Here is a 21,721-nt window from a genome sequence, read left to right as displayed (position 1 = left end):
GTTTATACGGTGTCAGTATAGAAAAGTTAAAAAACGAAATTTAACATCAGGGTGTAAAGATTGGCGCTGTTATCTTCTGGTATCGATGAAAACGCGCCAGTATCGTTATTGTGGGCGTTAAACTTTTGCCATTCAGCATTCAGTGACACGTTATAATCTAGGTCGTATCTCACCCCAAACAGATAGCTGTCCCCATTTTTTGTATCATTGTTATTAAACTGTTGGCCGTAAACTATATAGGGCGTCAATTTATTCTCGTTGTAACCCGTTGTTGCGTACCAAGAGGAGGAAATGTTGCTGGTTTGTCCTTCAGCCATTATCACAAGGTTATCGAGCTCATACCTTACTCCTAGAGAAAACTGGTCAATCGTATTGCCTTTTTCTTTTAGAACCAAACGGTCAATTAACATGGCTCCCCCTTCAGGTGTGGATTGTTTGGTATTGGAGAGAACCGTAGTTTGGTCATAATCGCCATGTAGATAAGAAAAGTTAAAACGGTAGGCATTTCCGCTGAGTGTTAAGTTTATTCCGGCTGTGTTGTCTGATTCGATCTTCAGTTCAGTATCTTCGTTGAGGGTGACATCACTGCTGTCTTTAAACCCTATAAACGGCATTGTAGTAAGCATGATTTGCTCATTGAGGTCGTGATTCCAGCGAATGGATAAACCATTGTAAGCGGTGATGCCTAATATGCTGTCATACACTTCATTTGGTGGTCGAGCTTGGGTAAAAGCGTGACCGACATAATTATACTCAGACATCAAAAACAGCGGCAGCCTCAATCGTCCCCCACGTATCTCTATATTTTTATGGGTATAAGCTAAATATGCCCACTCTAATTGGGGCGAGCTCCAATGATCTTGCGGACGCTTGACTACTTGTGCGGATGCTCGAAATGCCTTGTAAAAGTAATCAAGCTGCAGGCCGAAGGTTGTGTCACAATCGTAGCAGGCTTCATCATGAATAAAGCGGTTGACGAGAACCGTTGTGGAGTTATCCGACTTAGACCAAGATGTCGAACCAAAACCACTCAAAGACAGGTGATCTGATAACTCAATGGTGGCTAAGCTCGGAAAGGCGACAACACTCAGTGATAACATGGTCAAATATTTTTTCATATTAATCCTCCGAGCTCACCACACACAAAATACGAGCATTTCCAGGCACGCTCGAAGCAGGGGCATAACCAATCCGATTGGGCTTTTCTTGCATCCACGTGATCAGCGCATCAATGCTAGAGTTTGCAATCACTTTGGGTGGCCTCGCTTTGCCTGAAAAAGACAAGCTCGCCCAGTGCGCGTTCATTTGCGCCAAGTTTTTATTGAGAAGGTAGCGATAGAACTCCGCTCTCTCCGCTGATGTCGCTGGCCAGTCAGATAGCTCAATTCTCTGCCCTTGTAAGAGTTGCGTTTTTCCTCTGTACAACTTTCGCGCTTTATTGATGGTTAGGGGCGAGAACTCACTATTAAACGAGAAAACGGCGTAGCTCTCTGCAGCAAGTACTTGACTATCTATGGGTAGAAGGAAAACAACAATGAATAGGTAGCGTTTTATGCAGCGCAAAAGAAAACAGAGGAGAGAAATGTCGCCGCTCATCATTGCTACCTATATCGCATTTTCAATCTGGTACAACAGCTTTTCTCTACGAACAGGCTTGGGTACATAAGCGTCCATGCCTGAATCGAAGCAGCGTTGAATGTCATCATCCACAACACTAGCCGTTAGCGCGATGATGGGAGTCTTAGGAAGACCTTTACTTGCTTCGTAGGCGCGTATTTGTCGCGAGGCTTCGAACCCATCCATGATCGGCATCATGCAGTCCATCAAAATGATGTCGAACCCACCATCTTTTTGGAACATTTCGACCGCAACCTGTCCGTTTTCGGCCACTTCAAATTGATAACCAGCTTTGGATAAAAGCAGCGAAGCGACTTTTTGATTTACTCGGTTATCTTCGACGAGCAAAATCCGTTCTGAGCGAATAGGCGTCACGGTCGCTTCTGATTGTTCAGCATGCGAGGTTTTTTCAGGAGTGTGAGTAGTGTCCGTTGCCTGTCGCTTTTCATCAGAAACAATATTGGAAATTCGTAGTCCAATGGCTTTATCTAATTTCTCTTTCAACAAACCCGCTTTAAAAGGTTTGGGCACATAATCATCCATTCCAACATCAAAACACTTTTGAATGTCATCATCGACTACACTTGCTGTTAGCGCGATAATTGGGATTCTGAACGTCCGTTTTTCTTTTGCTTCAATTTGACGGATCATTTTGGTTGCTTCAAACCCATCCATCACAGGCATCATGCAATCCATTAAGATTAAGCAGTATTGATTTTGTTGAAACATATCTACGGCTTCTTCTCCGTTTACGGCGATATCAAAGTCGAAGCCCGCTTTTGTGACGTGTAATCCAGCGATTTTTTGATTGACGGTGTTGTCGTCGACCACCAAGATTTTTGGGAAAGTCTTAGCATTGGCTGTTGTCGTGTTCTCTTTGTTTACTTGAGGGAAGTTTGCAGCACAAGTTTCAAGTGCTTTTACTAAGCGCTGTCCTAAGAGGGGTTGAGTGACCAATGCACTAATGCTGTTACCAAAATCACGCTGGGCGCTATGAAGGTGTTTAATAAGACAAACTCGAACATTTTGCATGCAAAGTCTTTTCATTTCACCTAGATGTTTGGCTGCGGTATTTGGAGAAGTTTCTACGTTGATAACAATGATGCGCTCGTTATCAATCCACGTTGGCAGAGCATCCAGTGTATTTACTGATTGCTGAACATTGATGTGGAAAAAGCTCAACTCGTCACGCAGCTTTTGCTCCAAAGTAGGGTTGTTGCAAACTATCCATATATCGTTGTGATTAAGGGAGTGATAGCCATTGAACTCTTGAGTCACAATTGGAGCCGTAAGTTCGAAGAAAAATCGGCTACCTTTGCCTTTCTCGGATTCAAGCTGAATCTCACCGCCCATCAATTCTACCAGCTGCGTGCTAATTGCAAGCCCAAGCCCTGTCCCTCCAAACTGTCGGGTGGTGGAGTTATCTTCTTGGGCGAAAGGAGCAAATATCTTCTTTTGTTGCTGCTCATCAATACCGATCCCTGAGTCTTTGACTGAAAACTCGATACTCGCTTCATCATTTTTGATTTCTCTAGTGATGACAGAGAGTTCAACGCAGCCTTGTTTAGTGAACTTTACGGCATTGGACATGAAGTTCATGATAATTTGGCGTATACGGTGATCATCCAACATAACGTGATAGGGCGTATTGCGGCTGATGCTGACTTGAACATCGATGCCTTTTTCTTTCGCTTTCGGGGAAATAATAGAAGCAATATCGTAGATGGATTCACGAACGCAGGTTGAATGAGGGCTGATAAGCAACATACCAGATTCAATTTTAGAGAAGTCCAGAACGTCATTTATTAAGCTCAACAGTAATTGCGAGGAGGTTTCTATCGTGTCGACATAATCACGTTGTGTCGCCGTTAGCGGCGTGTCTGACAAAACTTCTGAAATGCCAATAACACCGTTTAAAGGGGTTCGAATCTCATGAGACATATTTGCCAGAAAGCTACTTTTGGCTTTGCTTGCCTCGATGGCATCATCTTTCGCCTTTTCAGCATCTTCTTTAGCTTGAGTTAACTTTTGTCTTGACTGCTCACGTTCATAACTCAGTTTTTTTACCTCTTTAGCAAACTTACTGAGCTCATCTTTCCCTTTGGTCAACTCTGTCAGTGGTGAGTTTTCATTGTTGTCCTCTTCGTAAGTGTCTCGACTTAGGAATTCGAGGACTAAATTCAAGTTGCCAGTGACCTTACGCACTAACCTCAGTGTCAAACTCACAACCAGCAATGTCACGAGGCTCATTAGCGCAATGAAGCCAATGCGGTGCTGTGTTGTTTCACTGATCGTCTTGGATATATCCTTAATAAGTTGCTGTTCCATCTGGTCATCAACGTTACGTAATAAACTTAAGCGTTTATAAAGCGCAGATAACCCGTCATCTATTTGAGTGGGTGTCAATACTCTAAGGTTTGATGGCTGCAACAAATTGGCTCGAAATGCTTGGCTTTTAGCAAAGACATTATCGGTAAAGGTTTCGATGAGGAGGTTGACTTGCTGCTTATTCGCATTAAGTGTGACAAAGCGTTCGAACAGCAGTTGTTGGTTCTGGATTAATGATTGAATACTGGCTTGGATAGCTGGATCGTAAATCTGCCCCTGCTCTGTAGATTCCACCAAGTATTTGCTGAGTCTATGCTCTTCTGTTGACCAAAACATTAACCACTCAAGCTGCATCAATGAGGAGAGGTGAGTGTTGGTTTCATAACTTACATGGCTGAAGTAGACTCTATCCAAACTCAAAAGAATCTCTTTGAATGTGTCGGCACGCCACTCAGCTGCATCTAACTTATCTTCTGTATTATTGGACGAGAGCATTGACAGTGTTGCTTCTTCGAAATTCGTGAGCTGATTTAATATATCGGCATTGTCACCAAAAACAGGTGAAGCTGTATCTTGTAAAGTTTGAACGAGCTGGCGGGTTTCTTGAGCGTTATTCGCGACCCTTGGATCGCTCGTCAAATAATACAGTGAGGAAACACGATCTATATATTGGGAGAAGAGTTGTGCTTTTTGAAGTTCTTGAGCTTGGATAGAGAGGTTTTGTACATGTTTACCTGCAAGAAGCAATAACAATAAGATTGGTAGTAGGACCAATCCAAAAAGTTTCTGCTTTACAGACAGGTTGTTCCAAGCAAATATCCCGACCACACGCGTTTCCATATCCAAAGAGTTGATATGAAAAGTGTAGTTTACCTATCTCAAATGTTAGATTTTAAGAGGAAATTCATACTTGCGAGATGGCGAAGTGTGACCGATATTGCAGAACGAATCCCCTTTAATTCAATGAACGCGATAAATTATTCAGTTAAGCGTAATTGCTGGCGGTTGAATCATCTATTGTTTGACGTTGTTGCTCAAACTCTATGATTTCTTCTGCCGGCACCGGTCTACCCAAGAAAAAGCCTTGAACAACGTCGCAGTGAAGCGATTCCATCCTTGTTAGTTGGGTCTGGGTTTCTATGCCTTCAGCTACCACTCTCATTCTTAGGTTATGAGCCATGGATATAATCGCACGGACTAATGAATCATCTTGTTCATTTTTTTGGATTTGAGCGATAAATGAACGGTCAATTTTAAGCCCATCAAACGACATTTGTTGTAGGTAGGCGAGGGCTGAGTACCCAGTTCCAAAATCATCTAGCCACACTTCTACGCCGTTAGCTTGTAATTTTTTGAGCACGTACTGCGCTTTCTCAATATCATCAATAAACAGAGACTCTGTCACTTCAACATGAATGGTTTGAGGGGGGACTTGATATTGTTGTAAATATTTCGAAAAGAGCTGACTTAAATCTTGGCGGTAGATCTGCCTAGGAGACAAATTTAATGCGATATGAAAATCAGCAGTGAAATGACCCGCCCATTGTGCTCGCTGGCTAATTGCTGTCTCGATGAGGTATTCACCAAGCTCTAAAATTAAGTCACTTTGTTCTGCAATCGGGATAAATAATTCTGGGCTAATATAACCTTTCTCCGGATGATTCCACCTAACCAATGCTTCGACACCAATCAACTGGTAGGTGTTGAGGTCGAACTGGGGTTGATACCAAAGCTCGAACTGAGATAAATCACGTATTGAGCGGCGCAGTTCCTTTTCTATGTATAAGCGCTGCTTCACGGTCTCATCAAACGCGGAATCGTATATCGTCATGATATCTTTGCCGCGTCGTTTAGATTCTTGCGCCGCCAGTGAGGAGAGTTGTAAAAGAGACTCTGCGTTTGAGCCAAATTCCGGATACACCGCTACTCCAAGGCTTGCCGTAATTTGAATATCGTTCTCTTCCAAGTTAAAAGGAGAAAGCAGTTGGCGATGAATATCGTCCACTTTTTCTCTAGCGTCGAGACTGTCTTTGCATGGAAAGACCAGCACAAATTCGTCAGCGCCGACTCGGCTTACGATGGTTGAAAGACGGTAAAGAGGCTGGAAGTAACTCGGCAAACGACCTTGAAGTTCTGAGGCGAGATGACCTAGCAATTTATCCCCGATGCTATGCCCGTAGTTATCGTTAATATGTTTAAAGTCATCCAGATCAATAAAAACAACCGCGAGTGAGGGAGATCTGCGGTTCGTTATTTGCTTTTGGATATCAATGAGCAACTTTTCTCGGTTAGGCAGGGAGGTAAGAATGTCGTGATACGCCATGAACTCCACCCGGCTTGTGTATCGGTTCACTTTGTTGGACATTTTGTTATACGCCGAAATAAGATCACCCACTTCATCTTTACTTTTTATATCAGTGATTGGCAGTGCTTGAGTATTTGACTCTGTAAATTGTTCTTTAAGTTGTTTGAGTGGTTTTATTAATGAGCGACCCAAAGCATACGCGATGGCACTTCCGAGCAGAACGGATATCGCACTGATCGTGAGCAGCAAGTTAAACATCTTTTGCTTATCGTTTGAGGTAAGCGCTTGTACTTGCGCAATGTTTTGTTCTTTCTCTTCTAATAGATGTGCTAGGTTCAGTTCAAGATACACAGCGCCCAGTGTGATATTCGATTGCTGAATCGGTGCCGCAATTTCTAATTGATGTTTAGAAAAAGAAATGAGAATTCTAGACTCTTCTATTGCTTTCAAAATAAAGCGAGAACGGTAATGAGGCTGGGCAAACATACTCAGCTGAGTCGTACCGTCGTGAAAGATTAGCCCTTCATTATCAACAACGTGTATCTTCGAGACATCTGGTTGGCTTAATGTTGCTTTAATCTGCTCGTATGCTTGGCTGATATTATCCGTATAGAGTGGGTCAAAAAGTTGCTTTGATAATAACTCTGCGTAAACCAATCCTTTTTGCTTGACGTAAGACTCTGTTTTTTCTTGTGAGTTCTCGGTGATTTGGCGGGTTAAGTTATTTGAGTACGTATCGTAACCATGCATATATAGTGCGAGGTTTATCACTACGACAAACAGGACAACAAAAATGGTCGAGCAAATGTATTTAGTTTCGAGTGAGAGTTTGTGGAACATCAATCCACCTTCGGTAACAAGTGAATAGATGTTCGAACGGTATTTAAGGACGCGGACATTTCTGGCGTTAGAGCGGTGATCTTTTTCGTGTTTTGGAACTGTTTAAGTGCTAGAGCACCTTGCTGAGATGTCTCCATACCGAGCAATATTGACGTGATTTTATGTTGCTGATCTTGGCTTAAGGTCGGAGAGGCGAGAATTAAGTCTCTAGGTATTTCTACCGAGCGAGCGAAAATCGTTAGTTTGTCTTTCATGCTTTCTGGAAGATCTTTAGGGTTGCTCCAATTGAAATTGCTGAACGCTCCTGCTGCGACTCTCTGCTTATACACCCATACTGAAAGGTTGATTTCATTTGATTGAGCCAAGTGCTCGTCAAGGAATAAATATCCAATACTGTCTTTGGCTGGTTTGTCATCGGAGGAGGGGAGGTATTCTAATTTCTCCCCTTGATTAAGCAGTGTAATAGCAGGTAAGTAATAGCTGCTGGTGGATGTACGCTTTTCAAAAACAAGTGTTTTTCCGCGCAGATCAGAAATCGACTCGATACCGCTCTCTTTGTGGGTAAAGAATACCGTATGATATTTTTGTAAACCTTTTTTCCAGCGTATGGCAATGACTTGGCTGCCAGATTCTGCCTCGAGGGTCATTGCATTGAAGGGGGTGGCTGTTGCAATTTGAACGGTGCCATTTTCAAGTGCCACCGCGAGCTGGCGATAATTTTTAAATACTTTTACAGCCCCCTTGGTGTATCCGTATCCGGCCAAACCATTGGTCACGTGCTGCGTAAAAGGCGTCGACTTTTTGATTTTGCTTTGAGCTTTATTGGAAACAATGCCAAACGTGAATGTTTTTTCAATATTTTCTTGTGCACTGACGACAAAAGGCGAACTCAGCAAAGTGAGTGATAACAGAGTGCAGGCAGGTTTCATCCGGCTTCAACTTCCTTCTGGTGCATGTCAGTAATATTTAGCATTTATCAATGCGCCCCAATCAATAGTAGAAACAGTATGATGTACAAATTTCGTTTTACTAGCGCACTTTTATAATGTGACTTGGTCACTTATTCCGTTCAAATAGTACCGAATTTGAAGTTTATGTACAGGATGAATGTTTCACCGTGGGTTTTAATTCACTGGATTCTTAGTCAAGTTCAGTAGTGTCTGCGAGCGAGTACACCTTCTTTATCATGACGTCGTGTTAAGAAAATCTCTCCAATTGCTTTTGATATTTTTTCTCGAGTGCTTCATTACCTGCTGCACGTTCAAGTTGAATCATGAGCTGTAAAGAGGGTTTCTTAACGCCATACATTTGATTAAATCTCATTAATCGAATTCTGGCTTCAGTGTAATTGCCGCTATCAATTTCTAGCTTGGCCAGCTGCAAAATAGATTTTGGCCTATGAGGGTCATGATCAATAGCTCGGGCGAAGTAGTATTTCGCTTTGTCTTTATCTTGTGACTTCAACGCGCAAAATGCGGCGTTTTCATAACTGGCCGGAATGAGATAGTAATAAGGCTGCTCAATGGCTCGATTAAACATTTGATCGGCTTTCTCGAAGTCACCCCGCTTGCAAAGAAAGGTGCCGTAGTTATTGAGCACGTTACCGTTTTTGGTGTGTTGGCGTAGAGAGCGTTTATACATTTGCTCGGCTTTAGCATCTTCACCAACCGTTTCATAGTAGTGAGCCATCGATAACTGAGCACGATAGTATTGAGGTGCGTGGGTTAAGGCTTGTTGCAAGTTATCATGCGCGCGAATCATATTGCCGCCTTCTAAATAACCTAGGCCAAGTGCGATACGTGATTCTGCCATTGCTACAGGATCGGCTTTAACGACAGGGCTACCATCTTCTTTCACCGTCACGCAGCCCACAAGTGCAAACTGAGAGATTAATAGTAGTGCACCGAGCTTTGTTGTTTTCATTCTTTGTCCCTACATCCCTGAATCTCCCAGCATGATATGAATTACGTAGCAAAAGCCTATTGAGGAAAAAACACTATGCGATCAGGTTTGCAAACTGGTATGAAAAAGCCGCCATATGGCGGCTTGGTTCACATATTACATTTAGGCATCATAAGCGCTTTGTTTGCGTGCTTTGAGGTTAATCGTCTTTAGTAAAAGCGTCTTCACTGAAGTGATCAAGATCATAAGGTGTTTGCTGGTAAACGCAGTAGTTCAGCCAGTTTAAAAAGAGGAGATGTCCATGACTTCTCCAACTGGCAATTGGTGGATTATCAGGATTGTTGTTTGGATAGTAGTTGACGGGAATGGCTGGTTCCATGCCTTCGCTTAAATCGCGGATATATTCGTTATGTAAGGTATGCGAATCGTATTCAGGATGCCCAGTAACAAACACATTTCTCTTGTCTTTTGTTGTCGCTAAGTAAACACCTGCAACATCCGATGTGGCTAGGATGTCTAAGTCGGTATGTTCTTCTAAAAAGTGAGGTGAAAAGTCGGCATAGCGTGAATGAGGCGCTAAAAATGTGTCATCAAACCCACGCAACATAGGATGGAATTGATGATGAATCTGGTGATGGTACACGCCTGAAAGTTTCTCTTTACGCGTTTTTTTAGGTAGATCGTAGAGCAACTTCAGTCCTGCTTGTGCTGCCCAGCAGACATAAAGAGTCGATGTCACATGATCTTTTGCCCATTCCATGATGGTTTTTAGGTGGTCCCAATAAATGACATCTTCAAATTGAACCAAACCTAGTGGGGCACCAGTAATGATCATGCCATCGAAATTTTTATCTCTCACCATTTCAAATTGACGATAAAAAGTATCCAAATGTTCGGTTGGCGTATTTTTGCTTGGGCGGTTATCAATGCGTAACAACTCGACATTGACTTGTAATGGGCTGTTTGAGAGTAGACGCAAAAACTGAGTTTCAGTTTCTATTTTTTTGGGCATCAGATTCAGGATCAGCACTCGTAAAGGACGTATTTCCTGACTCGCAGCACGCGTTTCACTCATTACGAAGATGTTCTCTGTCCTTAGCACATCGGTAGCTGGTAGTTGATCTGGAATTCTAATTGGCACGACTTTCTCTCCCTAAGTATAGTCAATCTAGACGTCTATACTTCTAAAGCTAGCTTAATTAAGTTTAGATGTCGATACGAAATATGACTTTTCAATCTACTCTTTACATTATGGTAAACCGAGCTCGAAGCTGTCACACAATTGTGACTAGAGCGGAGTTTCTGATGAGATATGTTTGAAACGCTGGTCGTACTATTTGCTGGTAATTATGTGATCACGTTAATATGCGAAAGTGACTTCGTTGTAAGGAAGTCTCAGATTAATGAGCCATACTAAAAACAATCAGCTCACCAATATGCATTAAAGTGTGTATTTGGAAACATCGTCAGTGGAGGACATTATGTTCGGTATTTTTAAAAGAAAGACAAAAATTCAGAGCATCGCTCAAGAGGTTCCTAGCGTACTATTGCGCTTGTTTGGCGATAAAGACACTTATACGCCGAAAGAAATTGATCAAGCCCTTCAAGAGCTTGGTTATGATAAGAGCAAGGATCTAAGTCATTATCAGTATGCCTATGGAATGTTTGCCAATGAAGCTTCTTACGAGCAGCTAGGGCTGACGGATGAGTTAGGTAATTATGGTCACTTTCAACGAGAAGTGGGCAAGATGCTGCTCAATACACCAGAGCCAATTGATATGCACATCTACTTTGAAATTGCTCGGCAGCACCAAAAAGCAGGCCTGTCGCTTACTCATCAAGAAGTGAGTGAAAGCGATGGCGTGTGAATGTCTCTATATTCAAGTGATCACGCTGTGAATCCTGCATTTTGAAGCTGCTTGAGTAAGAGGTATTCCATCGAGAGATGAGTTGGGTATAATGCGCGACCTAATTATCCGGACGTGTTGTCGGTTACATTTCTGTTGAGCGTTAATGCCTTATGTTCAAAATGCTTGTCTCTATGCCGCCAATGTTGGCGCTGTCGATCGCGATTGTATGTGAAGTGATTGCCACTTCCTATATTCCCAAAACAGAGCAATTTACGAAAATGATGCCGAGTACAGTCGTTCTGATTGGTTACGGCATTGCTTTCTTCTTGCTTTCCGTCACGGTAAAAACGATGCCTGTTGGGGTTGTTTACGCCATATGGAGTGGGGCGGGTATTGTTTTAGTTGCGACGGTTGGCTACTTTGTTTATGGACAGCGGCTAGATTTGCCGGCGCTTGTTGGCATTGGGTTTATCCTCACTGGTGTGATGATTGTTAACCTGTTATCCAAGACTGTAGGACACGGATAACTAACACAACTTGTGATGCCAAATAAAAAGCCGTAGCGAGAAATTGCTGCGGCTTTTTAATGTCAATCCAATAGTTAACTTACTAGTACCTCAAGCATTTTGCTTTGTTGACGATGTTTTCGATTGCGATACATCACGGCGGCGAACGCTGGGAGGCTAAATGCGATAAATCCTAATATCAGTGCATATGCACCAGTTTTTGCGCTAATGCCTGCTGGCACGTCAAAAGATACAACAATCGTCACCAAGCAACTCATCAAGCCTAACCCAGCCACTAAGCACATTCCTATTTTTCCGCCCGCAACTCGAAATGGGCGCTCAATATCTGCGTGTTTGTAGCGTGAGACCAAAAAGCTAACAAAAATACAGATGTACATCACCATATAGAGTTGAGTCATCAGGATATTCAATAACCACATGCCTTGATTGACGTTAGGAACAAAAATGAAAACCAAAGAGAGCACGCTAACAATCGTGCCTTGCAAGAGCAACAATGAGACGGGGGCTTGGTTGCGGTTTTCTTTGGCGAGCGACATCGGCATGAAACTATCTTTTGCGGCAACATGCAGACTTTTAGTCGGGGCGATTATCCAGTTATTCAGGCTTGCAAGCGTGCCAAAAACAATAGCAAGGGCAATGACAGGCAGCAGGAATGAGAGGTGCAGATCATCAAAAAAAGCTTTGAAGGCAAGTATCACTCCTTCACTCAAACTAGAATGGTCACTTGAGACGACCGAAGAAATAGATAGTGAGCAAGCCGTCAGAGAAACCAAGATTAAGATTGTGGAGATCAGCAGAGCTTTGGGATAGGCTTTTTGCGGATTTTCGACTTCGCTTGCATAAGAGGTCGTGATTTCAAGGCCTGTAAGTGACAGAACTACCGCAGTAAAACCCGCTCCGATCCCATCTTGAGAAAGGTCCGGCAACCAGTCAGATACGTGGCGAAGCGAGATATGAGACTCACCAGGATGGGTATACGCCCAGTACCCGCCTAATCCGATAATCAATAGAATCGGAAATATCAAACCTAGGGTGCCGAATACATTTGTAATCAGGGAAGAGAGGCGCAAGCCAAAGATATTAACTAAAGTTAACGCCCAAAAAATCACATTAATCATCACCAACATAAACATGTTGTTTTGCGCCAGATCTGGGAAAAAAGGGTAGGCCCCCGTTGCAACAATGAATGAAATTAAAGGTGGATAGTAAACAATATTTTCAGCGTATTGATACCACACGGTGGCAAAGCCAAAGTTTGGCCCTAGTGTTTCTTTGCCCCAAAGATATACACCACCTTGCTCTGGATAAGTGGTACTTAGCTCAGCACACACTAGCGCTGTAGGGACAAAAAAACAGAGCCCAGCAAGTAAGAAGAAAGAGATGGCATGGCTACCAAACAAAGCCGCCCCAGGAATGTTCCTTATGCTGTCGACCGAAGTTACGGTGATCATGATGATAGAAAAAACACTCAATTTAACGGCGGATTTAACGATATTGCTCATTCGATACCTTTAATGGATGAGCGCACAACTTCTAGGTTGTAAAAGTAGCGTGCTACAAGTAAGACTCGCGTATTGTAGATTCCTCATAAATAGTGGGTATATAGCGAAAAACGGTATGTATTTATCCGAAAATGAGCTGAAAACAACGCGCTTTATTTCCATGGGATATAAACGAGTGATATGTCGGATAAATAAACACTTATAGCGGTGAATTAGAACCTTTGGGTAAAGGTTTGACTTTCCCCTAAGGTCAAGGAGTACATTAACGCCATATCGAAATGAAACGATGGAGAAACACAATGGGATGCTGTAACCAAGCGCCAAAAGGTGGCACCGGAAAGTTGTCCTACTTGTTCAGGGTAATGGTTATCATGTTTATTGTTATTTTCATGATAGCTGCATTATGGGGTTAAAAAAACACCATTATCTAGAGCATTGAAAACACAAAGTTATGTTTGTCCAAACTTTATGAAAGTGCGGTAGATTAATCACTCCAATCGATGTTAACGTGGTGATTCATCTTTGCTGCTTTTTCATCCCCCTACATATTTCTGCAAAGTTCTTATTGTGTAGTGTGTCGAAGAACCATAGAATCCGCGCGCTTTAATTTATGTTATTAGCGCTATCAATGATAAAAGTGCAGTCCATTATCATTGTTTTTATCACTTATAGATGGGCACATCTGACAATACTCACATGAATAAATACCAAAAGCCTGAATTCAAGGCTGAATTTCTTTTGCCTCGTTACTGGGGAACCTTAATTATCATCAGCGTGATGTACTTACTCAGTCTCCTTCCTTTCAAAGTTCAGTTAGCATTAGGACGTGGCATTGGCCGTTTAGCCATGCGAATCATGAAAAAACGTCAAGTTACGATTAGACGCAATCTTGAGCTTTGCTTTCCTCAGATGGAAGAATGCCAACGCGAAGCAATTTTAAAAGACAATATCGACAATACAGGTATTGCGCTATTTGAGACCGCGATGGCATGGTTTTGGTCTGATAAACGGGTAAACAAACACGTTACGATAAAAGGAATGGAGCACCTCGAGGCTTTAGAAAAATCAGGCAAAGGGGCATTAATGTTGGCCGTACACTCGATGAACTTAGAGTTAGGTGCTCGTGCTTTTGGCATTAAAAAGTCTGGAACTGGTGTTTATCGCCCAAACAACAATCCGTGTTTTGATTACTTTCAATACAAGGGGCGTTCTCGCTCTAATCGTACGCTTATTGATCGCAAGAACGTTAAAGCCATGCTTGAAGCGCTTAGAACGGGTGAGCGGGTCTGGTATGCACCGGATCATGATTATGGAAACCGACGCTCAACGTTTGCGCCATTATTTGCCGTTAAAAATGCTTGCACGACGACAGGTACAAGTCTGCTGGTTGATTCGACAGATTGTGCCATCGTGCCTTTTACGATGGTAAGAGGAAAAGACGGACACTATACTTTGACGATTAGTGCGCCAGTTGACGGTTTCCCGAAAGAAGATCCTCAAGGTGCGGCAGTTTTCGTGAATAAGATAGTTGAAACGTCAATCATGGCAAGTCCGAGCCAATATATGTGGCTTCACCGTCGGTTTAAAACCAGACCTGAAGGCGAGGATTGTTTGTACAAGCCCAGACTTATCCCTAGCTTGGCATAGCATAGAAAGAGCTTAACAAAGCCCAAGGAACATACGAACCTTGGGCTTTTACGTTCTATTCTTTTTCTATTTACAGGTAGCGGCCTTTTAGGTGCGCTTGGAAGTGCTTAGCATTTAGTGTTTCACCCGTTGCTTCTCTTACGAGATCATCCGTTGTTAATAAGCTGCCTTTACTCCAGATGTTCTTCGACAGCCAATCGAATATCGGCGTCAGATCGCCAGAGCGAATAACCGCGTCCACATCTACTGTTTGCTTCATTGCGGCCATGAACTGGGCTGCGTACATCGCACCGAGAGTGTAAGACGGGAAATATCCAAAACTTCCATCCGTCCAATGAATGTCCTGCATGCAACCGTTTTTGAAATTGCCTTCCGTTGAGAGTCCCAAATACGCTTTCATTTTTTCGTTCCAGAGCTCTGGTACGTCTGTATGCTTGATGGCACCGTTCATAAGATCACGTTCAATCTCATATCGAAGAATAACGTGGGCAGGGTATGTTAATTCGTCGGCATCTACGCGAATAAAGCCTTTCTCTACGCGAGTGTAGATTTTGGCTAGATTGTCTTTTTCAAATTCATCCCCAGAAAAATGCTTGGAAGCTATGTGAGCAAGGTGGTCGATAAATGCGTTGTTTCGTCCTATTTGCATTTCAAAGAAGAGCGACTGTGACTCATGAATTCCCATAGAGCGGGCTTGACCAGCTGGTGTTCCTGCTAAATCTTTTGGTAGCCCTTGCTCGTATCTGGCATGGCCAGTTTCGTGGACGATCCCCATCAATGATTGGACAAACTCGCTTTCATCATAACGTGTTGTAATACGCACATCTGTTGGCACACCGCCACAAAATGGGTGGACACTTTCATCAAGCCGACCGTGTTCAAAATCGAATTGAAGTAGCTTCATGACTTCCAGCCCTAGCGCTTTTTGTTTTTCCGCAGGGTAGTGCGCAGTTGGCAATAAGATGTTGTCTGATTGCTGTTTTTCAAGCGCTTCGTCTATCAAGGAAGGTAGCCACGTTTTTACGTCAGCAAAAAGCGTGTCTAACGATGCAGACGTTGTGCCTGGTTCATAAATATCAAGCATGGAATCGTAAGGCGTTGTGCCGTTTGCTTCGGCTCTAATTTGCGCTTCTTCTTGCGATAGTTTGACGACTTCTGCCCAGTTCTTTTCAAAGCCAGACCAGTCATTTTCTCCGCGTTGCGTACGCCATGCATGTTCACATTTGGAGCCAGCAAGAGATTGAGCTTGAACTAATGATTCTGGTAGCAAGTTAGCTTGTTGCCATTCACGTTTCATTTCTCGTAGGATGGACTTTTCACTTGCAGATAGCGTCTCTTCTTCTGCCTGAGCGAAAAGTTCGCCCAAGTGTGGCTGAGTCATCAATGAGTGGATGTGTACATCAAGCTCTGCCATAGCATTGGAGCGCGCTTCAGTGCCACCAGATGGCATGACCGCTGCTTGGTCCCAACCTATGATGGCAGAGAGGTGCTCAAAATTTGCCACTTTTTTGGAATGTTCAATGAGTTTTGTAAATGCCTTCATGTGACTACTCTTATTCTTTTGTTCTTTCCCTAAACACCCGATAACGGGTCCTTTACGTCGAGTTGCACGAAACAACCTGCGTTAATTTACTAATAATTAACAATTAATCGTCACTCATTGTCCATAAATTCACTCAGTTGTATAGCTCTCTTAAAAAAGAAGCTTGCGAATCTCGTGGATTGACGGTATTGATGACGGATTAACAATTAATTATCACGATAATATGGATATCTTGAATTTTGAGGCATTTATTATTGCCATCACTATTTTAACGCTAACGCCGGGTTTAGATACGGCCCTTGTTATCCGTAATACCAGTCGCGCGGGTTTAAAAGACGGATGTACAACCAGTTTAGGGATTTGCTTTGGCTTATTTGTGCATGCTTTCTTTTCAGCGGTTGGAATTTCGGCCATTCTGGCGCAATCTGCAGAGTTGTTCCAAATCGTAAAAATGATTGGTGCAGCTTATCTTATTTGGCTTGGTATGAGCAGTTTAAAAGCCCTGATGTCGTCGAAGAATGGTTTGTCAGTGACTGAGCAGGTTCATGAAGTGTTTAATGGCAAACGCTCTTTTAGAGAGGGCTTTCTTTCTAACGTCTTGAACCCAAAAACGGCAGTTTTTTACTTGGCGTTCTTGCCACAGTTTGTGAATCCAGAAGGTTCTCCTTTGCTTCAATCAATGATGATGGCATCCTTGCACTTTATTATTGCGATGGTTTGGCAGTGTGGTTTGGCTGGCGCACTTAACTCAGCTAAGAGCCTGTTAAAGAATGCAAGCTTTATGAAGTGGATGGAAGGGGCGACGGGCGCTGTCTTAGTCGCACTTGGCGTAAAGTTATTGATTGAAAAGCCCGTGTAATGCGCAATATTTACCACCTTTTGATATTGCTCGTTGTGTTTATTACTGGCGTGGTTGGTGCCATTGTTTGGCAGACATGGCCACAGGTACAGTTTGCGCAACGTGGCATGACCTGGTCTTGGCACTGGGGCTATTTCGAGCCATTTTCCAATGGAATACAACAGACGCGAACTCAAGATACGAAACAGCTATTACTTCGACGTGTGTATATGAATGACGGTATTGTCGTTTTTGTCTCGACAACAATGGACAATAAATTTGAAGTTGATGTTGTAAAAGAGCAAAGCTGCGAACCTAAAACGACAACTTGGGCTTCAGTATCCGTCAACCATCAGCGCATGAGACATGTGCCGATGGTTTGTGATGCACTGGGGCAGAGCTACTTTTATCGCTACATCGGGAAGCATCTTGAATCGATTGAAGTTGGGGTTGGAGATTCGTTCGTAACAGAGGCGTTTTCAGACTGGCCGCTATCAGAGCTGAAGTCGGATCAATTCAAGCAAAAAAATGCGAAGTTTTTTCAAGAACGCGGAGAAAAGGTTGAGCATCAATGGTTGAGAGATTAACCGCTTAGCTTAAGATAAAATAAAGCCCGCTGAATACCAGCGGGCTTTATGTTTTTACCATTTCCAATTTACTTTCAGCGATTGACGGTTCATTACTGAACACTTGTCATGTCACTAAGCTTTTACTGCTTCAATTTCATCAGATTGCGATGCTGAGCTAAAGAACAGCTTGGTTTCTGCCAGCACGACGTGACGCAGTGCGATCAAACCGATTAGGTTAGGAATCGCCATCAGACCATTTACGATATCAGCGAGTAGCCAAATCATGTCTAGATGGAGGAACGCGCCTGATGCCACCAAACCAACGAAAATCAGCTTATAAGGAAGCACCGCTTTTGTACCAAAGAGGAACACAACGCAACGCTCACCGTAGTAGTTCCATCCAAGAATGGTTGTGAATGCAAAAAACATCAAACCAATTGACACCAGCATTGGGCCAAATGTATCCGCATTCAAACCTACCGCAAAGGCATGAGTCGTCATTGCTGCACCAGAAAAGTCGCTTTGCCATGCGCCAGTAAGGATCAACGCTAGGCCCGTCATGGTACAAATAATGATGGTATCAAAGAAGGTACCTGTCATTGAAATCAGGCCTTGTTTCACACAAGAGTCTGTTTTCGCTGCCGCTGCTGCCATAGGCGCGCTACCCAAACCTGATTCGTTTGAGAATACGCCACGAGCGATACCTGATTGGATTGCCAGCATGATACTTGCACCTAAGAAACCTCCGGTCGCTGCTGTTGATGTAAATGCTGAGACCAACACTAATTCAACGGCGTTGACTAATTGGTCTACATTCATGATGATCACGCTTAGACACGCCAACACATAAAATACAGCCATGGTAGGAACCACTTTTCCTGCAACGTTAGCAATGGATTTGATGCCACCCAAAGTCACGAAAGCAACCAAAAGAGTCAGTACAAAGGCAGAGAGCTCACGGTCAACACCGAGAGATATCTCACTTGCATCCAGAATCGCGTTTACTTGTGGAAACGTACCAATACCAAAACAAGCAACACCCAAAGCAAACACTGCAAACATGATCGCGAGGGCTTTTGAGCCAACACCGTATTGCAGATAGTACATCGGGCCACCAATCATTTGGCCTTTATCATCTACTCTTCGGTATTTAACCGCTAACAAACATTCGGCGTATTTAGTCGCCATTCCGAAAAGGGCGGCGAGCCACATCCAGAATAGGGCACCTGGTCCACCAAGTTTGATCGCGGTGGCAACACCAACAATGTTACCAGTACCAATCGTTGCTGAGAGCGCAGTACAAAGTGCTGCAAAGCTAGAAACGTCACCTTGTTTATCAGATGACTTATCTTTACTGAATACCATCGCTAGCGCTGTTGGGAGATGTTTAAACTGGATCAAGCCGAGGCTAAAAGTGAAGTAAACACCGGTACCCACTAGCAAAATAAGCAGTGGTGGACCCCAGACAAAATTATCGATGGTTTGTAGTAAAGATTGTAGGTCGTTCATGATTTCCCCTTAATAAAACAACTAATAAGGAGAAGAGGGAAAGGACGAGATCAACGATCTCTAAAAGAACTAAGCTATTGGTTGTAGGCGGGAAGGCCAAGCAAAATAGTTAGGTTGTAACTTTCCACTCCTCTGTCCTTTTGCCTGAGAGTTTCACCTTGCGTGAGTGCAAGACTTGCTCCTTCGGCGACCGATTTAACGGTTCTCTCCAGAGGTTCCTCCAACTACAGTCCCCGCTACCTAGGTAGCACCTGAAATAGTTAATTCTTCGGCGAGTTATGCTAATCAAATGTTAAAATTTGATTAATAACCACTCTCCTGCAGTCTTCATCGGAACAATTACTCAATTAAATGAGTAAAGGTTAGTTAATGATGCTGGTCATCATTAACGTGTGAACTCTATCATGTTTTTGGTCCATTTCAACACCCTATGTCAATTTATTTTCAACGAAATAACCCCACTTATTTTCACGAAGCTATGTTTACCAAGTTTTTTGTGTGAGCAACTGCACAAACAAAACTCATTGGGCTAGGGAATAGAACCAAGAACACACTTCAGAACGATAAATGTGTTTCGATTATTACGGCATAAGTTATTCAATTGAGAACACAAATTTGATTAAAATCGAAGCACTTATTTTAAAATCTACGCTAAGTTGACCTTATGGGGCGTATAAATGAGTTACAATAAATCTTTGTGAAACCGTCTATGGACCTAGGCAGTTTTTCATGAGTGGACAAGGAGGCGGTATGACCAGATTATTAGCCATTGCGGTGTTGATTGCAGTAGCATTTGTGCTGTTTCGTTATCGAACCAATGAAAAAGTCCAAAAAGCGACCGTTATAACATTAATTGGCGCCTTTCTGATTTATACAGCATCGATTATGTTTGCGGAATTGATCCGCTAGCAAAGTAAAAGAGTCCTTGGAGTAGTATACGGTGAGTTCTCAGAACAAGATGGAAGAACAAGACGACGTTGTTGTCATTGAAGAGCGTGACAAACGTACTCATATCTATATCGCGATTGCTGCGGTATTAGGCTTGGCATTTGGTGGCCTTGTTGGATCGATTGTCACTGCGAATAAGTGGGAATCGACTTATCATGTGCTAGAAGAAAAATACCAAGCGTTGACGCAAGATAAAACGCAGTTGGTGTCTCAAGTAAAAGTGCGTGAAGAAGCGCTCGACCAAGAAATACAAGATAAAGTCACTGAACTGCTCGCAGCGAAAGATGAAGCGCACGAGAAAGCGCTTAAGAAGTTACAAAAGCAATTGACTGAGGTCGAGAAAGTTAACCTGTCGCTAGAGTCTCAATTGAAACAACAGGCAGATAAGATCAACACGACGAAGTCGGAAAATGAGAAGCTGAGTCGTCAAGCGGATATGCAAGCGACTATCTTTGAACGATCGCGCGAGGTGTTTCAAAAAGAGCTGAAAATTTCGCAAGAATTGGAGTCTCTAGAGAAAGAAAGGGCGAAATTATTGCCTAAGATCGAGAAACTCAAAAAAGAGTGTGATGTATTTTTGGAAGGTAAATCTTGGGACGTGAAATCGGACGCGTGTGATAAACACGATGAAGCCAATTCACGACTAAGTCAGGTCGATCAAATGATTGAAGTTTATAAAATGGATCTCAAGCAAATCAAAGCAATAACTGAAGATATCGGCCTCTAGATCTTTTATACCTGATTTTGGAAAGTAAAAGGAGCTCTTTAAGAGCTCCTTTTTCGTTGCTAGCTTTAAACTCGGGAGCTAGCGTTTATTCTTAGATACGCGAGGCGTCATAGCCTGAAGCAAGCAGCAATTCTCGCTCATGTTTAATCAGTTGGGCGCGATCTTCAATCAGTTCATTGAGAGCTAGTGAGGGCTTGCCTGCTAAAGCCTTGAACGACTCAAAAGATTCCGCGGTGTCGATTTTATCAATCATCTGACTGATGACATTACGAGCCTCACACGGGTTACTCGTAGTGGTAAAGTATTCCACTTGCTTTGCTGCCGATTTCATCTCTGTCAACAGCTCAAGTGGGCTGCTCTCTTTTGCTACCGCCATGTAGTTATCCAGCACGCGCTTTGCATAAAGCAGTTCTTTGAGGGGGATATCTCTTCCACTCTCGATTAGAGATTCGCTAAGGATCATACTTGAGCTCATGGGCATTCCTTCTTATATACTACGCAGCTTTTGATGTTTCCCTGAGTCTAATTTATTGAAGTCACATTGGGAATGGGTAAAAAGCATTTTTAACGCATTTTTATTCACTAATAAAAACGCGAATGCGATGTTTATCCGGATCGGTAGCCACAAAATTTAAGCCATACACCGAAGTCATTGGTGGTTGAGCAAACTCAACGCCCATGTTTTTCCAACTGTTGTAAACGTGCTCTAACGTATGGCGGTTGCGCACTGCAAATGATAACTCGGTGCCACCACCTTTGATGTCGCTGGAAGGGGAAAGAACATCACTTTGCTTGAGTGTCAGTTTTAAGCCATTTGCGAGTGGCATAGAAGCAAATGTTGGAGACAAAAACGTGACCTCACAATCAAACAGTTTCGAGTAAAAAGCTTGGCTTACGTGGATGTCCTCAACATAGAGGACGAATGAATTGATAGTTAGCATGGTCTGTTTCTCAATTTACTAGAAGTATGAGGTTGAATCTAACGGAAGGGTAAGACAAGTTCTGTCAGTAGAAGATTCGAAGGAGAGTGTAAGAATAAAGAAAAGGAGCCAGTTGGCTCCCTTTTCAC

General features: G+C 43.0%; 19 protein-coding genes and 1 riboswitch. Of the genes, 7 read left to right on the top strand and 12 right to left on the bottom strand.

All coding sequences use genetic code 11. The annotated features are described in order from the left end of the window. Positions 1-26: 26 nt before the first annotated feature. The 7 genes from FKN16_RS04360 to metA form a co-directional block, all read right to left on the bottom strand. Positions 27-1,118 carry a sulfate ABC transporter permease gene (locus FKN16_RS04360; RefSeq protein WP_170902085.1) on the bottom strand — a complete coding sequence of 364 codons (1,092 nt, stop codon included), beginning with the start codon at positions 1,116-1,118 and terminating at the stop codon, positions 27-29. 1 nt (position 1,119) lies between these two features. Continuing rightward, entirely contained in the window at positions 1,120-1,596 is a 477-nt protein-coding gene (locus FKN16_RS04355; RefSeq protein WP_005393443.1) for a hypothetical protein, read from the bottom strand. A gap of 9 nt (positions 1,597-1,605) precedes the next feature. Next, entirely contained in the window at positions 1,606-4,785 is a 3,180-nt protein-coding gene (locus tag FKN16_RS04350; RefSeq protein WP_170902084.1) for a response regulator, read from the bottom strand. Between the two features lie 145 nt (positions 4,786-4,930). Further along, entirely contained in the window at positions 4,931-7,090 is a 2,160-nt protein-coding gene (locus tag FKN16_RS04345; RefSeq protein WP_170902083.1) for a GGDEF domain-containing phosphodiesterase, read from the bottom strand. Continuing rightward, complete coding sequence (locus FKN16_RS04340; protein ID WP_150918590.1) at positions 7,090-8,019, bottom strand: phosphate/phosphite/phosphonate ABC transporter substrate-binding protein; 930 nt, start codon at positions 8,017-8,019, stop codon at positions 7,090-7,092. The genes FKN16_RS04345 and FKN16_RS04340 overlap by 1 nt, the downstream gene beginning before the upstream one ends. Before the next feature lie 268 nt (positions 8,020-8,287). Then, entirely contained in the window at positions 8,288-9,013 is a 726-nt protein-coding gene (pilW, locus tag FKN16_RS04335) for a type IV pilus biogenesis/stability protein PilW (protein ID WP_053807335.1), read from the bottom strand. A gap of 178 nt (positions 9,014-9,191) precedes the next feature. Next, entirely contained in the window at positions 9,192-10,133 is a 942-nt protein-coding gene (metA, locus tag FKN16_RS04330; RefSeq protein WP_006741610.1) for a homoserine O-succinyltransferase, read from the bottom strand. A gap of 340 nt (positions 10,134-10,473) precedes the next feature. Here metA and FKN16_RS04325 point away from each other — a divergent pair, with 340 nt between their 5' ends. Together FKN16_RS04325 and FKN16_RS04320 are read left to right on the top strand one after the other, a co-directional pair. Continuing rightward, positions 10,474-10,860 carry a hypothetical protein gene (locus tag FKN16_RS04325; protein WP_047008701.1) on the top strand — a complete coding sequence of 129 codons (387 nt, stop codon included), beginning with the start codon at positions 10,474-10,476 and terminating at the stop codon, positions 10,858-10,860. Positions 10,861-11,012: 152 nt separating this feature from the next. Next, entirely contained in the window at positions 11,013-11,369 is a 357-nt protein-coding gene (locus tag FKN16_RS04320) for an SMR family transporter (RefSeq protein ID WP_005393429.1), read from the top strand. Between the two features lie 74 nt (positions 11,370-11,443). On the opposite strand, the gene FKN16_RS04315 is transcribed toward FKN16_RS04320, so the two are convergent. Beyond that, positions 11,444-12,871 carry an APC family permease gene (locus FKN16_RS04315; protein WP_170902082.1) on the bottom strand — a complete coding sequence of 476 codons (1,428 nt, stop codon included), beginning with the start codon at positions 12,869-12,871 and terminating at the stop codon, positions 11,444-11,446. A gap of 696 nt (positions 12,872-13,567) precedes the next feature. On the opposite strand from FKN16_RS04315, the gene FKN16_RS04310 reads away from it, so the two are divergent. After that, positions 13,568-14,518, top strand: coding sequence for an LpxL/LpxP family Kdo(2)-lipid IV(A) lauroyl/palmitoleoyl acyltransferase (locus FKN16_RS04310; RefSeq protein WP_041853039.1), 951 nt, complete (start codon positions 13,568-13,570; stop codon positions 14,516-14,518). A 70-nt stretch (positions 14,519-14,588) separates the two neighbouring features. On the opposite strand, the gene FKN16_RS04305 is transcribed toward FKN16_RS04310, so the two are convergent. Next, on the bottom strand, positions 14,589-16,061 hold the full coding sequence (locus tag FKN16_RS04305; RefSeq protein WP_170902081.1) for a carboxypeptidase M32: 1,473 nt from the start codon (positions 16,059-16,061) through the stop codon (positions 14,589-14,591). A 223-nt stretch (positions 16,062-16,284) separates the two neighbouring features. On the opposite strand from FKN16_RS04305, the gene FKN16_RS04300 reads away from it, so the two are divergent. Both FKN16_RS04300 and FKN16_RS04295 read left to right on the top strand, forming a co-directional pair. Continuing rightward, positions 16,285-16,920, top strand: a complete 636-nt coding sequence (locus FKN16_RS04300) for a LysE family translocator (protein WP_164666133.1) — start codon at positions 16,285-16,287, stop codon at positions 16,918-16,920. Further along, complete coding sequence (locus FKN16_RS04295; RefSeq protein ID WP_005393418.1) at positions 16,920-17,486, top strand: hypothetical protein; 567 nt, start codon at positions 16,920-16,922, stop codon at positions 17,484-17,486. The genes FKN16_RS04300 and FKN16_RS04295 overlap by 1 nt, the downstream gene beginning before the upstream one ends. Before the next feature lie 114 nt (positions 17,487-17,600). Here the strand turns inward: FKN16_RS04295 and FKN16_RS04290 are convergent, their stop codons facing one another. Next, complete coding sequence (locus FKN16_RS04290; RefSeq protein ID WP_170902080.1) at positions 17,601-18,977, bottom strand: sodium:alanine symporter family protein; 1,377 nt, start codon at positions 18,975-18,977, stop codon at positions 17,601-17,603. A 122-nt stretch (positions 18,978-19,099) separates the two neighbouring features. Then, positions 19,100-19,199, bottom strand: a riboswitch (glycine riboswitch). A gap of 528 nt (positions 19,200-19,727) precedes the next feature. On the opposite strand from FKN16_RS04290, the gene FKN16_RS04285 reads away from it, so the two are divergent. Both FKN16_RS04285 and FKN16_RS04280 read left to right on the top strand, forming a co-directional pair. After that, positions 19,728-19,886, top strand: coding sequence for a hypothetical protein (locus FKN16_RS04285; protein ID WP_005377784.1), 159 nt, complete (start codon positions 19,728-19,730; stop codon positions 19,884-19,886). Positions 19,887-19,917: 31 nt separating this feature from the next. Then, on the top strand, positions 19,918-20,652 hold the full coding sequence (locus tag FKN16_RS04280) for a hypothetical protein (protein ID WP_046874891.1): 735 nt from the start codon (positions 19,918-19,920) through the stop codon (positions 20,650-20,652). Between the two features lie 91 nt (positions 20,653-20,743). Here FKN16_RS04280 and FKN16_RS04275 read toward each other — a convergent pair whose 3' ends face one another. Further along, positions 20,744-21,127 (bottom strand): hypothetical protein, encoded by a 384-nt coding sequence (locus FKN16_RS04275; RefSeq protein WP_005393414.1) that lies wholly within the window; start codon positions 21,125-21,127, stop codon positions 20,744-20,746. Between the two features lie 100 nt (positions 21,128-21,227). Further along, on the bottom strand, positions 21,228-21,593 hold the full coding sequence (locus FKN16_RS04270) for a VOC family protein (RefSeq protein WP_005393412.1): 366 nt from the start codon (positions 21,591-21,593) through the stop codon (positions 21,228-21,230). Between the last annotated feature and the right edge of the window lie 128 nt (positions 21,594-21,721).

The organism is Vibrio sp. 11-4(1), from assembly GCF_013048625.1.
Taxonomy (GTDB): Bacteria; Pseudomonadota; Gammaproteobacteria; order Enterobacterales; family Vibrionaceae; genus Vibrio; species Vibrio diabolicus.
This window is presented reverse-complemented; position numbering and strand designations above follow the sequence as displayed.

What these genes read in the sequence shown, in the direction of transcription:
- FKN16_RS04360 (WP_170902085.1), bottom strand. Translation starts at nt 1,118, where the DNA reads ATGAAAAAATATTTGACCATGTTATCACTGAGTGTTGTCGCCTTTCCG.
- FKN16_RS04355 (WP_005393443.1), bottom strand. Translation starts at nt 1,596, where the DNA reads ATGAGCGGCGACATTTCTCTCCTCTGTTTTCTTTTGCGCTGCATAAAA.
- FKN16_RS04350 (WP_170902084.1), bottom strand. Translation starts at nt 4,785, where the DNA reads ATGGAAACGCGTGTGGTCGGGATATTTGCTTGGAACAACCTGTCTGTA.
- FKN16_RS04345 (WP_170902083.1), bottom strand. Translation starts at nt 7,090, where the DNA reads ATGTTCCACAAACTCTCACTCGAAACTAAATACATTTGCTCGACCATT.
- FKN16_RS04340 (WP_150918590.1), bottom strand. Translation starts at nt 8,019, where the DNA reads ATGAAACCTGCCTGCACTCTGTTATCACTCACTTTGCTGAGTTCGCCT.
- pilW (WP_053807335.1), bottom strand. Translation starts at nt 9,013, where the DNA reads ATGAAAACAACAAAGCTCGGTGCACTACTATTAATCTCTCAGTTTGCA.
- FKN16_RS04325 (WP_047008701.1), top strand. Translation starts at nt 10,474, where the DNA reads ATGTTCGGTATTTTTAAAAGAAAGACAAAAATTCAGAGCATCGCTCAA.
- FKN16_RS04320 (WP_005393429.1), top strand. Translation starts at nt 11,013, where the DNA reads ATGTTCAAAATGCTTGTCTCTATGCCGCCAATGTTGGCGCTGTCGATC.
- FKN16_RS04315 (WP_170902082.1), bottom strand. Translation starts at nt 12,871, where the DNA reads ATGAGCAATATCGTTAAATCCGCCGTTAAATTGAGTGTTTTTTCTATC.
- FKN16_RS04310 (WP_041853039.1), top strand. Translation starts at nt 13,568, where the DNA reads ATGAATAAATACCAAAAGCCTGAATTCAAGGCTGAATTTCTTTTGCCT.
- FKN16_RS04305 (WP_170902081.1), bottom strand. Translation starts at nt 16,061, where the DNA reads ATGAAGGCATTTACAAAACTCATTGAACATTCCAAAAAAGTGGCAAAT.
- FKN16_RS04300 (WP_164666133.1), top strand. Translation starts at nt 16,285, where the DNA reads ATGGATATCTTGAATTTTGAGGCATTTATTATTGCCATCACTATTTTA.
- FKN16_RS04295 (WP_005393418.1), top strand. Translation starts at nt 16,920, where the DNA reads ATGCGCAATATTTACCACCTTTTGATATTGCTCGTTGTGTTTATTACT.
- FKN16_RS04290 (WP_170902080.1), bottom strand. Translation starts at nt 18,977, where the DNA reads ATGAACGACCTACAATCTTTACTACAAACCATCGATAATTTTGTCTGG.
- FKN16_RS04285 (WP_005377784.1), top strand. Translation starts at nt 19,728, where the DNA reads ATGACCAGATTATTAGCCATTGCGGTGTTGATTGCAGTAGCATTTGTG.
- FKN16_RS04275 (WP_005393414.1), bottom strand. Translation starts at nt 21,127, where the DNA reads ATGAGCTCAAGTATGATCCTTAGCGAATCTCTAATCGAGAGTGGAAGA.
- FKN16_RS04270 (WP_005393412.1), bottom strand. Translation starts at nt 21,593, where the DNA reads ATGCTAACTATCAATTCATTCGTCCTCTATGTTGAGGACATCCACGTA.